We start from the raw sequence: 14,709 nt of genomic DNA, 5'->3' as shown, positions 1-14,709 counted from the left end.
TAATTCACCTTCATCCTTACATATCTTCTTAAGCAGTGCCGGATCTAATTCACATCTCATCCTTTTGATAAACATTATTGACACTCCTACCCATAGACAAGTGTTCAATAGACCTCTTGCAAAATTAGATCTAAACTATCCATATTTATCGTATATACTTCTAATAGTTTCATCTAAAAGCCTATGTTAATTCCCTTAGTTATCGCCTTGTCACAGCCTGTTAATATAGCACAAGCTCAACCTTGCAAGCTCTCGGTAATTGGCGATGAAGAAACGAACAATTGTCCACTTTTAACGGGAATATTCGCCTCAGAGGAATGGACAATTATGCTTTCTCGTTGGGAACCCGGAGCTTATGTTCTTAAAGGAATCAATCGAGTTAACGGCAAAAAGATTAACACTATGGGATCTGAAGTAAGAGGAACTGTAGATCGACCACAATATCCATTCAGTGAGGAAAACTCAGAGACTTTGTACCTTGTCACATTCCAAAGGGGAGACCGAAACACGATTCGACTCCAAATTTTTGTAGATACTGTTCCCGTTTACAATCAGTTGCTGCATAAGACATCTTCAAACGACCCATTTTTGGGGCGATAGAATAAGTATTTTAACCCTGTTTTATGGAAACAAAACCCATATTGGTCGCAGCAGGCGATCGCTTTCGGCGACCGCTAACAGAGTGTCGGCTGGTCTTTTTAGTCAAAAAAGCAGGCATCAAAACGAATCAAACGGAATCAAGTGTGTCAAGTTTCAATCCCTGATAGGGCTTTAGGTTTTTTTGCGACGGTTTGCAGTAACGCAGTAAGTAATGAAGGAGTTTCAACCCCTGATATGGTTTTAAGTTTTTGTAGCTTAACGCCATAGAAATTATCTCAGCACATCTTCGGAATGAATCGGAGTATAGATTTCTAATTCCCTTTTGGGGTTTACCCTTCAATCATCTCCAAAATTGCCTCAATGTCTGCGAGTGTTGCCGCTGATTTCTTACGCTTGGCTTTCAGTCTGTTTAGTAGGTCAGCAGCCTCGGGTAGCTCAAATTCAAATGCTGACTGCTGACCTTTGTGAATTTCCGATTCAGGTTGTGAAATATCGCAGCAAAGCGCTGTTATGGTTACTGGGCTTGGGAGTAGTGTCGAGTTCCAGCTTGGGAAATGCCCATCAATCGCTAATGAACCTTTATGGCCTTCCCACAAATGTTTCTCAAACTCAGAAATAGGGTGATAGCTAGGTTCGCTGTTGGGAGTGGGAGAGTAGGGATCATGGTCAAATACTGCAACATTCACCCTCATATCCCTATTCCAAATCATACAGAGACGTACCGCCCTAAATTGAGATTGTATTTCCCGTCGAAGGGTTTCATTCTCATTCGCTGACTTGATATAGCCATCCATCCATTCTTCGTTCTCAGCTTGCACTGTCTCAAGTTGCGATCGCAATTCTGCTAGCTCCAGTCGGAGTGTTTCATTCTCATCCTTTAATTTACTTGCTCTACCAATTGAACCCCTTGTATCAGGGGATTGAGACTGTTTCATTTCTATTTTAGAATTAATAATTCTATTCGCTGTGTCAAGCGGTTCGACGCCATTATCTAGTTGTCGAGCATAAAGTGTAGCTTCAGCAAGGACGATTGGAACTCGAATGGTGCGAGTCGGGCCGCTCTGCCAAGCAGCTTTAAAGCGGGAATCTTTGATTGAGTCTTCGTGTCCTTTAGGGTTTGGCATAACAAGAAGCTAATCACTTATGTCAAGCGTTTCATTTAGTTTTGCAAGAACGCCCAGTAGTGTCAAGCGCGTGACACCCAGATTTTTAGTATTCTCAACCGGACGGGTAGGCAGCTATTTTCTGAGGGTCTGAAACCAGCTTTTTTTGCAGCAAGAGTTTAGCAGCCCGTTGAAAAAATTCCGCTAAGGCTTTGGGCGGGGATACGACATTTTTCCCGCCTAGAGCTTTTTAGAGATGTTTGAGGCTGTAAATCAGGAAATACGGATTGTACCTTAAACATTGCCACCACTGCCTAAATTACACCCTAGTTACTAAAGATATTGACGTTGCTGATTTACGGTATGAAAAGCTAAATAGGCCCATCATCGAAACCAGTATCGACAAAGCTTGGGGATTTTCAAGTTATTTTTTTCATACCCTGGTTAAGCAACGCCGATGTACGTGGAAATCTGGGGTTCTGAGACACTTTTTCCCCGCTCCTTAGCCACTGGTAATCAGCACTAACGATCGCAAACTGTCGTTGGGGATGTGCGCTCATCGCTTTGGTCGGGTAGAAGCTCGGTTTTTGAGCTGTGGCGGTGTCTTGTCGCTATAGGTAAATGGTAGCCCTCTCTTGCTTTTTAATCTCTCCTCCAACCATTTGGGTTTCTCGCTAAACGAGATCGACATCGTACCGTCGGGAGCAAGGCGATACACCCATTTTGCGCCCGGACAAATAGACGACTTCATATCAGGAACCGATGGCGGCCATTTTCCCGTTTTGGCTGCTAGTGCTTTGACTTGCAGAATTTTCTGAGTGAGTTCCAAATCCAACATAGACTTAACTGCTTTACTGGTTTGGCTGGGATAACTTGTAGATGTCCTACCTATATAATTCCACCACGCGAAGTCCTTTGCCGGGGCTGAATCAGAAGCGCAAAAATTCTGCTGGCGAGATGCTGCAAGCGATCGTTTATAGGCGTGATAAGTATCGATCGCACAAAAGCGAACATAAGGTTTGAGCACCGGTTTGAACCACACCAGGACATTAGATAAAGTCCAGTCTAAGATTTTGTCTTCTAAAGTTGGGGGATAGTTCGTTTCCGTCTGAAATAGTGAAAGTATTCCTTCACCACTAGAAGCGCCTGATGCTTCTAATATCGAAGACCACGAGTATTTCCAAGCGAAGTCTTGCGAAAACTTGAACTTAGACAAATATTCTCCCTGCAAAGATGTCAATATCGATTCGCGGTAATCGTGTTCCAGCAAGCGCTGCTGCCACTGGGCGGGAAGGATCTCGGCTTTCCGCATCACCCCTGCTGGATATTTAGTCACAATCAAAGCCACAAGTTGAGGGATTAGGATGGGGCTTTCTGTTAAAGGCTGGTTGATTTTCCAGGATACTTCCAGCATTTCTGCTGCTGCTTCCGTCTGACCTTTACGGTATTTTTCTAGAATGTCTAGGGCTAAAACTCGTTGGGAATTAACCTGCCATAAATAAGCGGGTAGGGGAGCCGTCAGATCTCCTTCCAGAATCCAGCTAATATCTGTTCCCCAGCGCGGTACTTCATTCTTTAAAACCTGCTGGCGAAGTTCTGCTAAAGCCGTTTGCTGGGAGGCGAGATAGCGCTGTATTTTCTCTGAAGGTGGATTTATGGTATCGTTTGGTTTGGCAATCTCAGCGTCTAGGTACTGATTTAATTCTTGATAGAAACTTCCCCAGCCTAGATTAGACCCCACTTTAGAGAAAGACGCATCTAGCTTCAACGCCGCATCATTCGGCTCTGTTTTGGGAAACCGTTGGGCATAAGCTGCTAAATCCTGCTCGATTTCTTTTTCATGCACCGAGGCGATATAGTTGCCACCCACTATCCAGACTGCCAGCAGTCCCGCCAACCCAACAACCGAACCACCTAGAAATTTGAGGTTCCGTCTGAACGATGGATTTTGAATGTCCATAAACTCCTCCTTCACGCGAGCACACCTGAGAATGAGGCGTTGCTGAATACAAGTATGAATTCAAGTTTTCGGAATGGCTATAAGCCAAGTATGGTGAGTTTTGTAACATCAAGCGAAAAGTTTATTCATACGCCAGAATCAGCAACGCCTTACCTGTTTATCTTGCCCACTTTTTTTGGGCGCACGATCACATGACCAGGCCGTGTAACCTTTCTGCACTTATCCAGCAAGCCCTAAATACCTAACACGCCACACCCGAAGGCTCTAGCCGGATAGGAGCATATCCTGACCCAGGGCTTAAAAGTGCTAAGGCTAGGCGCGGATAACCAATATTGCCGGTATACACCAAACTCTGACAGGCATCTTGTAGGCTAAGGCTGACTTTTGCTTTTCTTCCAAAGTTTGACCAGTTGTCGGAAATTCTTATTTTCAATGTCTGTTAGCACAATACTTCGGACAGTTTTATATCTAATCGAGTGTCCAAAACCCAGACTGGCTATATTGTGGACTATTATTTCAAGGTTTAAGTCCAGCCCTAAGTTTCCTAAACTAAAATGCGTTAAAAATGATAGGGTTGTCTCTGTAAGGCTTACAGGGCAGTTTAAAAACTGTCTGAAGTATTGAGCAACCCCAGAAAATAATTGTTAAAAATATGAAATTACCTAGGGTAATTAGTATATTTATCTTGTGAGCATCTGTTGGCTCATTTAGTGAATCTGAGCAGCAAACTACTGCAAAAGTGCCTGACAATTGCCTTTATCTATGTGCATGAATGTAGTCCACAAAGTAAAATCTAGGACGAAGCCAGAATCTCAGCCAAGTGTAAGCTCCTAGACCTAGTAGTGCTATCACAATTAAGGGTAAGCCCACATAAAGTCGCAATTCATCAGGAAAGAGAGCAACAGCGCAAACAGTAATCACAAAGTAGCCTAAAAGCAATGCTTGTAAGCGTTCCACGACCAAAAGTGCTTTTCGACAGCTACTACAATGTTGGGTGTGTTGTTTGTAGCGATCGAGGGTTTGTTGGCGATCGTTATTGATATTCCGTGTCGGTGGAACATTGATTCCAACTTCGCTCCAGGGGAGTTGTCCGTCACAATAGCGGTCAAACCACTTCCTAAACTCAATTACGAAACGGTCTGCACTTGTAGGTAACTGATAGGCAGTTTTCCAGCTTTGGGTAGATTTGGCTTGTTGGAGAAAATACTCTTGCTGCTGTAGAAGAATCATATCTCCCTCAATAACAAGATTGCGATTGGTGATGTGATCCCACCAACGAGGTTTGAGACGATGGAGTGTTTGACCAAAGTTACGGGGAAATAGAGCGACAATTCTAGACTTCCCAGGAGACACAGGTATACAGTAGGTGAGCAATCCAAACTTTTTGCTGCCATCGCCAAAACTGAACGCATACTCCAAGCGACAAGGCGGTTCAAAAGTGATTGTTGTTTGAAAAGGCCCAACTATTGCCCCTTCAATCAAATTGGGTGTTGATTGCACGATTTGAAACGCCATCGGTCTTGCTCGTTTGCGATTTCCCTGCACGCCGTGATGAGCAAAAGGAACATGACTCGGATCGGCCACATTTTCCACAAGGGTTTCCCAATCATATTCTAAATCTCGTACAAAAGAAGACCAAACAAAGCCTTTAGTTGCATCTATCTGCGGTGATAAAGGTAAGGGTGTATTTGCAGCTTGTTCGCTTGATTTTGCATCTGGCCAAATCCAGAGTAAATCCTGTTGCTGACGAACTGGTAGTGCTACAGCACACAGATTTTCTTTATTCTTGCTTACAAGTTCTGGATTTTCTGCTTGGGGAATATGAGTACAACTTCCCTGCTCATCAAATTGCCAACCGTGATAGCTACACATTAAATTCCCTGTTTCGCCATCAATACGCCCCTCACTTAGAGGCGCAAGGCGGTGGGGACATCGATCTAAAAACACTTGGAAAGTTTCAGATGATTTGGGTTTCCAGATCACTAAACGCAGTCCCAAAAGTGTTACTGAAGTTGGTTGCTTGGGATCTAAATCTTGGAGTGGTATCACAGGATACCAATGCTCAAAAAAACTGAATTCTGGTTTCATTTGACAAAAAGTTAGGGTGTCGTGGGTAGGGAAAGGAAAAGACTTCCCGGTTCCCTTGGGTTAGCCTGCGCGCTCATACAACAAACGAAGGTGTCGTTATATTTTACCTCAGACGTTCGGGAGCGATGCAGACATTAGGTTAAGGTTGACTTTTTCTTTGCTTCCAAACTTTAACTAGCCGTCTAAAATCCTCATTTTCATCGTTTGTTAGCAATGCTTTGACCGCTTCCTTAACTCCCAATTGATGCACTCGGCAGTAGACATCATGGGCTGCTGCGGGGTCATTGTCCGCGATTGCTTTGAGTGCACGTTCAACCAGTTGTAGTTCATTTTCGTTGAGATTTGAGTCAGCAGCGGATTGTGAAACTAAATAACGCCGGTCAAGGTTGAGTTGTTTTTTTGATTGACCGAGAATTACCACTTCGCGGTCAAGCTCAATTCGACACAGCCCATCGCTCCATACCTCAACTACGGTGGCCAGCTCGCTCCTGTACTCCTCGGCACCGGGATACTGGGCAGAAACTTTCACTCGATCACCGGGGGTGAATTGGAGTTGAGGGGCGATTGGATTGTTACAAGTTTCTGGGTTGTTACATGGTTTGGCTTCCACCTCAAAAGTGGGTGTAACAGGCGCTGTTACAGGCGTTACATCCGTTACTGGTTGAGACTCGACTTTATGATTAACACTCTGGGCGATGTCAGGTGATGGTGTTTTTTTAGATTGGTTACTTTCATCCTGTAACGCTGTAACGTTTGTAACCATGAGGGTTGTAGGGTTTTTAGATGTTGTAACAATTTCAGAATTGCTAGTAACGTCTGTAACCACAACGGTTTGGGCTATTTGAGAAAGTGCTGGAATTTCTGCAATCGCTGAAGTGCCTGTAACCGTGCGGGTTAGAGTTAATTCTTGCAATCCGCCATCAGCACAAATAGTTTTGATGCAAGCCCAGTTCGGGATATGGGGGCGGTTGCTGCCATTTTCGTCCTCCGCGATGGCTACATCAACAAAGCACGGTAAAATCTGAAGTCCCCGCCACTGAGCCGGAATGCGCTTGATTTTGTCGCCTTCTCGCACAACTTCGGAAGCTCGCCAGTTATTTGACAATACTCGCTGCAAGTGGTGAACGAATTTGTTGTAACCGCTTGGCGAGAGATTGTGGGCTTTGCAATATGCCACATACCAACTGTGCAAATCGCTGCCCACGTAACTATCGCCACCCACTCTCAAACAGCGATCTACAAAAGAGCGAACGCTATCCCCTAGAATCGCGCCATCCTGTTTCAACGCCACAATTGACGGGTTGGTTGACGGTACGAGTAAAATGCGGTCGCGTTCTGTCTTGTCCATTGATAGCGCCCAACCAGCAATCTCACCCAACTCTGCCGATAGTTTGCGTCCTAGATCCGGATCTTCGATGCTTGCCGTTCGGGCGCGGGTTTGCAACGGAATGCAGCGCCTGTCCCAACCATCGCCACTATTCTCCGTTTGGATGTGTTCGACGGAGGCGATCGCAAATCGCACGTTCCATTTTTTTTGGTAAGCCGATGCCGAAAATAGAGCGCGTCCCGAAATGCCGCCATTGTCCACCAATTCGTAAAAAGCTTTGAGTCCGCTAAGAAAGCCGCCAGCATCGGGGATGTAAAACAAGGATTTACCAGTTAATAATTGATGCCGACCTTCAGGTTTTGTCAATTCGGTCAAGCTATTGGAACTGACGCTGTTTTCTTCGCCAAGTAAGTTTGCCCAAGTCCGCAGCATCACGCCTTTCCCGCTACCGCTATCCCCAATCAAGTAAGCAAATTTCCCGTAAGGTGCGGTTGGGTCTAAGTACATCGAAGTTACGGCCCTGATGACTTCTACTTGCTCGGCACCGTAGGCAGAAAGTATGAATTGCTTAAATTCGGCTGGACATTCTGACCCTGGCACATAATCGCAGGGGGAACAAGAAAGCAGGTAATGTTCCTTGTCGTGTGGGAACAGTTCGCCAGTCCTCAAATCCACAGTGCCGTTGGAGAATGATTTGAGGTGGTTCCGAGAAGTGTCAACCTTCTGGTGCAGCACCTTCCGGCAATATTTAAAAGCCGAATCTAAGAATTTGTTAGTGCCGAACTTAAACTTTTTGCCGACTTCTGCTGTTTCGTAGCAGTTCTCGGTAAAGTCGCCGATGAGTTTGTTCACATCCGCTTCATCTTGGAATTGCCAATAGCGCCCGTTCCATTGGTAGAAAGCATCATTGACAACTATCCAATCATCTCCGAATAAATTCTTGAGGCAGTGCACCTCAAACGTTGTGGACTTGGGGACTAAGTATCTGTCTCTAGTTCCACCGCTGCCGCCGTCGCCTCCAAAGGTTTTTGATTCCCAGTCCTTAAAAGTAACGGACGTGGCCAGCACTTTTCTAAAAGCTTCAATGCTCTTTCGTTGAATCAAATCGTCCATGCCTTTTGTCTCGCCTTCGGTGCCCGCATCCCAACCTCCAGTTGCACTGTAGACCGGAACGTCGAACTTGAGCAACACAAGACCGAGTTTCCTCTGTTCCCAGGTGACGTTTGGGTTGGTGGCGGCGTCGGCATCGAAGGAAATGATGAACCCGAAGCCGGCACGGGCGTACTTTTCTAAAGTTTCGACCAAGTAGCGCTTGCCTTGAATGTCTCCTTTTTTAGAGGTTAGACCCATTGAAACGCCCAGCAGTGCAATAGTTGGGATGTCGTTAGCGCACCCGGAGATTCCTTTGAACGGGCCTTCGGTGAGGACAATGCACGGATGGTCGTTGATGCGGTAGCAGTGCTGCTTGAGATTTTCTGGCTCCCAATAGTTTTTGTCGGTGGGATGCTGAGGCAAGAATGCGTCGTACTCACCAACGGGAGTCCGATATTTGGGCGCTTTCTTGCAGCTTTCTGATTTCCAAGGCTTGTCCGGTCTGAACTGAAATTGTGTGCCTGCACCAATAAAGAGGATGCCACCCGACTTTGCCGTGTAACCTAAATATACTGATGCCTCATCCGCAGATACGGTGCGACAGTTGGCGTAACTCCAATCATTCAACAACCCCCGGCTCTCAATGTGGCTCTTGTGTTTGGGGGAAAGATAAACGGTAGATTGAATTTGCTGTACAGCGTTCATAGATGCCTCTTTCCGCTACTCATAGCGGTGCGTGCTGGTTTTGTTTGCAAAAACCCGCTATATGTAGAAGAGACGACCCGGCGCTGGGATTACCGTTGAATTACACGGAGTGCAAATGATGCGGTAATGGCAGATATGGACTATGATGAATCTAAAGTTTTTTATATTTTGTTGTTCGCCGTCTCTTGTTTAGAGTTTTGTCTCTTCTACATAGGCGCGGGCATTTTTTTTGGTCTGGTTTAATGGATGCGGTCGCTTGTTGGCAACAGCCTTTTCCAATTTTATACCCGACGTATTGCCAGCGAGCGTTAGCTGGCAAGGAATTTGGGAATCGAAAAATCCCAATTGTTGCCGAGCGCCATTAGCTCGGTTCCTCCTCACCCCCCGGCATTCTCCAAGGATCGATGCCGTTTTCTCTGAGTAAACGCTCAAAGTAGTCGCGCTCGGCTCTGGCTTCATCGTCAACCCAAAACGCTTCCCTAATATCCTGTTCGAGTTCAAGAACTCGTTGGCTCAGAAGCTCGTTTCGTTCAGCCTCGGTGCGGGTAACACCGAAAGCTTCGTCAAACCGCCGCTCCAAGGTTTCAGCCATCAGGGCATCTACCAGAGCCAGAGCTTGCTTGTTTCCTCTGTGAGCCTGCCAGAGCCAATATTTTCTAACGACTGCTAACGGTAGCGCGTTAATCCTGGCTTGTCCTCTAAGTTGTTCTCCCGCTGGTTCTATCTCAGAAATCTGAGGCGTATAACCCTCACCTGCTAAAGCTTTGAATGCCTTATAACGCAAAAAATCTGAGATGTTCTGAACCTTTAAACCGACACATTCCGCCGCCTGTGTTTGGCTCATTCGATACAAGCCGTCTGGCAGCATGAACCCATCTACTGTAATGGAACCTATTTGCCAGATCGCCCCCCAGTCCTCTAGCTCGGCTCGGTTGGAGGCACACCGCCTTGAAAAATCAACTCGGCAGTCAACCTCAACTCTGGGAAAGCCAGCGATTCAACTCGGTCATCTCCCCGAAACTGGCTGATTTGATACTCGCCGTCAACCAACTGGCAAACCGAGAGTGTGGGTTGCTTGGGAGTGCCGATGAACTTGCGGCCGCCCAAACCGAGATAATCCACAATCCAGTATTCGGGGATGCCCATTTCTTCGTAGTCGGCGAATTTGAGATGGTAATCGTCCCGCCAGTTAGTGCTGACGACCTCTACAGCCAACCGCACCGAAGACCCCATCGCGATGATGGATTCCCTATCCCAGCGCGGTTCTCTCTGGCGCAGAGCTGCTTCGTCCAGGACAACTACGTCTGGCTGATAGCCCGCCTCGTTGCGGACGGGTTTGAGCAGGCAGTCACCGGGGATAAAGCAAGGCAATTTCAGTCGCTTGATTTCCCAATTTATTTCGCTGTCTATAAAACCTGTAACGCGGGAATGGCGGCCAGTTCCTAAAGGCATTTCAACAATTACTCCGTGGTGTAGTTCGTAGCGGCGAGTAGAGTTCTCTGGATACCAGGCTGCGAACTCATCAAACGTGATTGTTTGGGGGATTGTTTGGGTTTGGCTCATGTTGCTGTTTCCTCTGAGTTGTTGGTTTTGAACTGCGAACGCAACGAAACCGGATTCCTCATCCGCTCCGAGGTGTAATCCGTATACATTTCTCCCAGCAAAGCTTTATATCCATTCGAGTGCAAAAATGTAATGCGTTAAAAATCGAAAGTGCTTTCAGCCCCGGATAGCAAGCGTTTCAGAGCTTTGGAACGCAAAAAATCGAAAGTGCTTCTAGCTGGTTTTCCAACACATTCCGCCGCCTGTGTCTGGCTCATCCGATAACTGCCATCTGGCAGCATGAACCCATCGACTGTGAGGGAACCTATTTGTACCGAGGCTCGAACGGCTCTAATTGATTCCGTCATGACATTTTCATCTGGTAGACCTTATGTATGGGGTCAGCCTTATGATTTTTGGTCGCTTTCAGTTTCAGGGCGATCATTCTGCTGATTCTGTTCTATGTACTGTTTGACCAAATCGATAAGAACTTCATTCATATTTTTTCCGTTCAACGCACAAATAGCCTTGAACCGCTCTCGAAGCGTTCGAGAAGGAAATGTGAGTTTCAAGGTGGGTACTGGTTCTGTAGTTTTTCGGTCGGCCACTGGGATATCTAACGCAATTACTTTATATATCCCAGACTACCCGTTAAAGCTCGTTTTTTGCTTAATGGGTCAATAGGTGCATACGGGATGTTTGCATTAAACATCCCGTATAAGTTATCATACACTTACGAACGCCTACAAACCAAGCAGAAGCATAAAACAGTTATCTGTACTCCCGATATGGTTGCTTCAGTAAGCTTTGTTAGCGTCAAAAACCCAAAACCAAACCCCGCCCCCTCTGACTCGCAATCTTCTGGGGCGGGGTTTGGCACTCACTTTCGGGAGATTTCCTCTATGTTCGCAGATTACGGGCAGCCATCGCAACCCGCCCGACCAAGCTTTGTAGAAATACCCAATCCCCGCGTTACCACCACAATGGGACGCATGGAAGTGACCGATGTTCGTTCTGAAACCGTCATGGGTCGCCTACTCGATGACCGAGATAATCCGATACAGGAAGAGGGACAACCGATTTACCTGTGCGTTCGGAAACACGAGATTTTGTGTCCTACCGAACGAGCCAACGTAATGAGTTGGTGGCAACTGGAGGAACAAGCGCTGACTCCGTACACAGCACTCAGAAAATATTCCCTCGAATCCTTGATTAATCGATTGGATGGACTCAAATTGGATGAACTCTACGCTTTACGAACCTTGGTTTGTTTGGAGAGCGATCCATTTCAAGCGTATTCGGGTAGCGTCAACAGCGACTTATCCCACTTGCAGCTTTGGTTTCCCACAGTGCGAGTTCTCGATCGTGTCGAACAAAACCAACTAGCAAGCGCGCTGTGCTGGCGAATATCAAGCGAATCCAACGCACCGACAGCACCCACACGGGGCGACGGGAGGAACGATTAATTATTGAGTTGATAGAAGATGTCGTCTCCAATTTCTCTTTTAGTCCAGTTAGTGGGTTGAGTGTTTTTATTGAGCAATGATGCAACCTATAACTAATCACGCCAAGAAATAATATCTGGAACATCTCCCATGCGACTAATCCCATAAAACGAGTAAAAGGCTTGAATTATGATTACAAACTTTGGTATTGGGTTGCCAACGACACCAAGCTTCACGCCGCAATTGTTTTATTCGCAAAATCTGGATTTTGTGCCCAGTCCAGACGATACTTTGCCGTCGGTCATTCCTGGTACAAACAGTTTGCCAGTTCAATCTGATGGCTGCGAACGGGTAAGAGTAATGGTTTTTGGATCGAGTTACGGGGTTGCTTACACGATTCGCTGGCTTTACGGGCTACAGTTCGCTCAGATCAGCGAGTGGAGTTTGCTTATGCCTGCTCCAAGTGAGGGTGAATTTATGAGCATTGTTACCAAGCGAATCCCACTGAGTCCAACTAACTAATTGGCATGAAATTTGGTAACAACTTGGTAACAATTTTGTAGCAACTTCTTCGGCGGCGCTGGCGATAGTTTAATCTGTTGTATCAAAAGCGATCGCCAGTTTCTTCTATCAAGACATCAGCGAGGCATGACTATGACCAACGGCAACGGGCTTAACGGTGACACGCCTAACGGCGACACGCCCCAACCCGATCTAATACAAAAGTTAACAGAATACGTTGAATCTGTGGAGATTTCTCTGGAAATCCAGGAGGATAAAACAGATGTCATTGAAGATCAGGTGGCAAGTCTGACCGAGCAGATAACCGAGTTGAAACAACAAGTGAAAGAGATGTATGGAGATGAAGAAGACTGGGAACGAATGTCAAAGACTTGACGGGCTTATCGCACGCCGTCAGGAGAAAAACCGATTGCAGCGGTCAAAGCTGGAGCGAACCAAGCGCTTGCGAGATGAAGCTGCTTTGAATAGACCTTTTAGAAAGTCTCCCCTGCTAAACTTTGTTGATGATTTGGTACATCGACCCCCAAATCAAGAACAGATGCGCCAGCTCAAAGAACTACTTCTAGAAGAACAGAAGGCGATCGCTAAACTCATTGCTTTAGTTGACCAGCATCTAGATTGAGGTACTCCCCTGATTGAAGCCGAGGTGATTCTTGAAAGATGTTATGAGGCGGTCAATAGACACGCCTCTTCATCTTTTTCAGGGCGCGAACCTGAAAGTTATTAAAAGTTTTAAACCAAAACCTACACTGTTTTAATACTTTTAACTTATTATTGATTTCTTGCAACCAACTGAGAATATGGCAGCTCCAAAGTTAACTAAAAAGGAGCGATTTTGAAGGTAACAGGTAAGAATGGCAAACCTTTGTACGGCATAGTATTACAAGCAATTTTCATAAAATAAACCCAAACGAAGGCTAACGGTGAAGCGGGATTAGTTGTTTTAATTCGCAGACAGTGACACTTCTTTGATAAAATAATTAGATTGTCGTTTAGTTTTGCAGCGGGCGACCATCCCCCAATCTGGGGGTTTTCTATTTCGATGGTATTATTTTGTTAGCTGTTGCGTGGGTTCTCCCGTGCCGCAAATCGAGCTATATTTTGAATGTGCTGTTTTGATATTGAGCTGTCAAACATGGAGCTTACACAATACAGTTGGTGGGGCGAATCCAACGAACCGCCACCGCACCTGAAAACTAAAAAGCAACTGGGTGAACTTGGTTTATCGCCTTTGAAACCTTCAGGCGTTATCCCAACGCGAAAATACGACGTGCTCCTCTACGATTCGACTAATCCTGAATGTTGCCGACCAAAAAGAAAGCCCTCTGCCAAGCAATTGGAAACCCTGGCTGCTAATCGGCTCAAAGCCCAAATCAAGCGGGATTATCAAGATTGGTATCGAGAAGTAGGTTTCATAGAAAAAGATAGGGTGAATGCTGTTCTTTGGGCAAGAGAACAATTAAGCCAGAACGATTGGGTGATTCTGGATACTGAAACTACGGGGCTATATGATGCTGAGATTGTAGAGATAGCAATTATCGATTGTCTCGGTGAAATGTTGCTGGATACGCTCATCAAGCCCTCTATTCCAATACCCGCAGAAGCAGCAGATCTTCACGGCATTAGCGATGCAATGGTGGCCGATGCTCCGAGTTTCCCCGAAGTCTATCCCCGTATTGATGCAGTCCTTAAAGATAAACGATTATTAATCTACAATTCTGCTTTCGATATCAAGATTTTAAATTACTGCTGTCGGCTTCACAGTTTGCCCATTTTGAAGTTGACAAAGCGCTCCAACTGCCTGATGGAATGGGCGGCACAGTGGAGGGGATATTGGAGCTACTATTACCAAGATTATCGGTATTTCCCCCTGCCTGGTGGAGGACACCGAGCGTTAGGAGATTGCATAGCAGCCCTCCAATTAATTAAGAAGATGGCGGCGGATTCGGATCAGATCAATTGTCCCGTGCCGATTCCCCAGAAGAAGCGATGATATCCCAATCCACCGCATCATCGGGGAACAGCGACAACTGCCCCGGCGATACGTTGGATTGCCCGCGATTATGATACGAAAGGTGACACGCGGTACACAGGGCGATTAAGTTTTCAGGGCGGTTGTCCTCCGGTATCCGATTGCGGTGGTGTACCGCCAAAGTTAAAGCACACCGTTCTGATTTGGTTAAGCCGCTTTGTTTACCGGGTCTGAGACATTGTTGATGGCACTTAGTGCAGCGCCACCCCGCGTTTTCCTTGACTGATAGCGCAATCTCAGACCAATTGTCGGGATACCTCTTTGGTTTAGGCATAGCTCATTTCTCACAATTG

Annotated in this window: 14 protein-coding genes; 6 read left to right on the top strand and 8 right to left on the bottom strand. The window is 46.1% G+C overall.

Annotated features, from left to right (window positions below; all coding sequences use genetic code 11):
- Positions 1-183 precede the first annotated feature (183 nt).
- Complete coding sequence (locus QUA07_RS16650) at positions 184-600, top strand: hypothetical protein (RefSeq protein WP_333326941.1); 417 nt, start codon at positions 184-186, stop codon at positions 598-600.
- A gap of 329 nt (positions 601-929) precedes the next feature.
- Here QUA07_RS16650 and QUA07_RS16645 read toward each other — a convergent pair whose 3' ends face one another.
- The 7 genes from QUA07_RS16645 to QUA07_RS16615 form a co-directional block, all read right to left on the bottom strand.
- A complete protein-coding gene (locus tag QUA07_RS16645; RefSeq protein ID WP_333326939.1) occupies positions 930-1,724 on the bottom strand; it encodes a hypothetical protein in 795 nt (264 codons plus the stop codon).
- Between the two features lie 535 nt (positions 1,725-2,259).
- Positions 2,260-3,663 (bottom strand): hypothetical protein, encoded by a 1,404-nt coding sequence (locus QUA07_RS16640; protein WP_333326937.1) that lies wholly within the window; start codon positions 3,661-3,663, stop codon positions 2,260-2,262.
- 756 nt (positions 3,664-4,419) lie between these two features.
- Positions 4,420-5,751 (bottom strand): Rieske 2Fe-2S domain-containing protein, encoded by a 1,332-nt coding sequence (locus QUA07_RS16635; protein ID WP_333326935.1) that lies wholly within the window; start codon positions 5,749-5,751, stop codon positions 4,420-4,422.
- Between the two features lie 139 nt (positions 5,752-5,890).
- The gene (locus QUA07_RS16630) at positions 5,891-8,875 is read right to left on the bottom strand and encodes a DUF3854 domain-containing protein (RefSeq protein ID WP_333326933.1); all 2,985 of its coding nucleotides are present in this window, start codon (positions 8,873-8,875) and stop codon (positions 5,891-5,893) included.
- Positions 8,876-9,236: 361 nt separating this feature from the next.
- On the bottom strand, positions 9,237-9,743 hold the full coding sequence (locus QUA07_RS16625) for a hypothetical protein (protein ID WP_333326931.1): 507 nt from the start codon (positions 9,741-9,743) through the stop codon (positions 9,237-9,239).
- Positions 9,744-9,793: 50 nt separating this feature from the next.
- A complete protein-coding gene (locus QUA07_RS16620; RefSeq protein WP_333326929.1) occupies positions 9,794-10,438 on the bottom strand; it encodes a Uma2 family endonuclease in 645 nt (214 codons plus the stop codon).
- Positions 10,439-10,575: 137 nt separating this feature from the next.
- Positions 10,576-10,785 carry a hypothetical protein gene (locus tag QUA07_RS16615; RefSeq protein WP_333326927.1) on the bottom strand — a complete coding sequence of 70 codons (210 nt, stop codon included), beginning with the start codon at positions 10,783-10,785 and terminating at the stop codon, positions 10,576-10,578.
- A 327-nt stretch (positions 10,786-11,112) separates the two neighbouring features.
- Here QUA07_RS16615 and QUA07_RS16610 point away from each other — a divergent pair, with 327 nt between their 5' ends.
- From QUA07_RS16610 to QUA07_RS16590, 5 genes are all read left to right on the top strand, one after another.
- A complete protein-coding gene (locus tag QUA07_RS16610; RefSeq protein ID WP_333326925.1) occupies positions 11,113-11,883 on the top strand; it encodes a hypothetical protein in 771 nt (256 codons plus the stop codon).
- 168 nt (positions 11,884-12,051) lie between these two features.
- Entirely contained in the window at positions 12,052-12,384 is a 333-nt protein-coding gene (locus tag QUA07_RS16605) for a hypothetical protein (RefSeq protein ID WP_333326923.1), read from the top strand.
- A gap of 126 nt (positions 12,385-12,510) precedes the next feature.
- Positions 12,511-12,759, top strand: coding sequence for a hypothetical protein (locus QUA07_RS16600; RefSeq protein ID WP_333326921.1), 249 nt, complete (start codon positions 12,511-12,513; stop codon positions 12,757-12,759).
- On the top strand, positions 12,725-13,006 hold the full coding sequence (locus QUA07_RS16595) for a hypothetical protein (protein WP_333326919.1): 282 nt from the start codon (positions 12,725-12,727) through the stop codon (positions 13,004-13,006). Before QUA07_RS16600 ends, QUA07_RS16595 begins: the two co-directional genes overlap by 35 nt.
- Before the next feature lie 513 nt (positions 13,007-13,519).
- Positions 13,520-14,377 (top strand): 3'-5' exonuclease, encoded by an 858-nt coding sequence (locus QUA07_RS16590; protein WP_333326917.1) that lies wholly within the window; start codon positions 13,520-13,522, stop codon positions 14,375-14,377.
- Here the strand turns inward: QUA07_RS16590 and QUA07_RS16585 are convergent.
- Positions 14,340-14,690 (bottom strand): HNH endonuclease, encoded by a 351-nt coding sequence (locus tag QUA07_RS16585; protein ID WP_333326915.1) that lies wholly within the window; start codon positions 14,688-14,690, stop codon positions 14,340-14,342. The genes QUA07_RS16590 and QUA07_RS16585 overlap by 38 nt on opposite strands.
- Between the last annotated feature and the right edge of the window lie 19 nt (positions 14,691-14,709).

Origin of the sequence: Microcoleus sp. T3_A4, assembly GCF_036700465.1 — a bacterium.
In the GTDB taxonomy this organism is placed as follows: domain Bacteria; phylum Cyanobacteriota; class Cyanobacteriia; order Cyanobacteriales; family Microcoleaceae; genus Microcoleus.
The sequence above is the reverse complement of the archived record's forward strand: the minus strand, read 5'-3'. Positions and strand labels throughout refer to the sequence as shown.

Bases quoted from the DNA above. Each gene is read 5' to 3' on its own strand.
- QUA07_RS16650 (WP_333326941.1), top strand. From the start codon at position 184: ATGTTAATTCCCTTAGTTATCGCCTTGTCACAGCCTGTTAATATAGCA.
- QUA07_RS16645 (WP_333326939.1), bottom strand. From the start codon at position 1,724: ATGCCAAACCCTAAAGGACACGAAGACTCAATCAAAGATTCCCGCTTT.
- QUA07_RS16640 (WP_333326937.1), bottom strand. From the start codon at position 3,663: ATGGACATTCAAAATCCATCGTTCAGACGGAACCTCAAATTTCTAGGT.
- QUA07_RS16635 (WP_333326935.1), bottom strand. From the start codon at position 5,751: ATGAAACCAGAATTCAGTTTTTTTGAGCATTGGTATCCTGTGATACCA.
- QUA07_RS16630 (WP_333326933.1), bottom strand. From the start codon at position 8,875: ATGAACGCTGTACAGCAAATTCAATCTACCGTTTATCTTTCCCCCAAA.
- QUA07_RS16625 (WP_333326931.1), bottom strand. From the start codon at position 9,743: ATGCTGCCAGACGGCTTGTATCGAATGAGCCAAACACAGGCGGCGGAA.
- QUA07_RS16620 (WP_333326929.1), bottom strand. From the start codon at position 10,438: ATGAGCCAAACCCAAACAATCCCCCAAACAATCACGTTTGATGAGTTC.
- QUA07_RS16615 (WP_333326927.1), bottom strand. From the start codon at position 10,785: ATGACGGAATCAATTAGAGCCGTTCGAGCCTCGGTACAAATAGGTTCC.
- QUA07_RS16610 (WP_333326925.1), top strand. From the start codon at position 11,113: ATGTTTGCATTAAACATCCCGTATAAGTTATCATACACTTACGAACGC.
- QUA07_RS16605 (WP_333326923.1), top strand. From the start codon at position 12,052: ATGATTACAAACTTTGGTATTGGGTTGCCAACGACACCAAGCTTCACG.
- QUA07_RS16600 (WP_333326921.1), top strand. From the start codon at position 12,511: ATGACTATGACCAACGGCAACGGGCTTAACGGTGACACGCCTAACGGC.
- QUA07_RS16595 (WP_333326919.1), top strand. From the start codon at position 12,725: ATGAAGAAGACTGGGAACGAATGTCAAAGACTTGACGGGCTTATCGCA.
- QUA07_RS16590 (WP_333326917.1), top strand. From the start codon at position 13,520: ATGGAGCTTACACAATACAGTTGGTGGGGCGAATCCAACGAACCGCCA.
- QUA07_RS16585 (WP_333326915.1), bottom strand. From the start codon at position 14,690: ATGCCTAAACCAAAGAGGTATCCCGACAATTGGTCTGAGATTGCGCTA.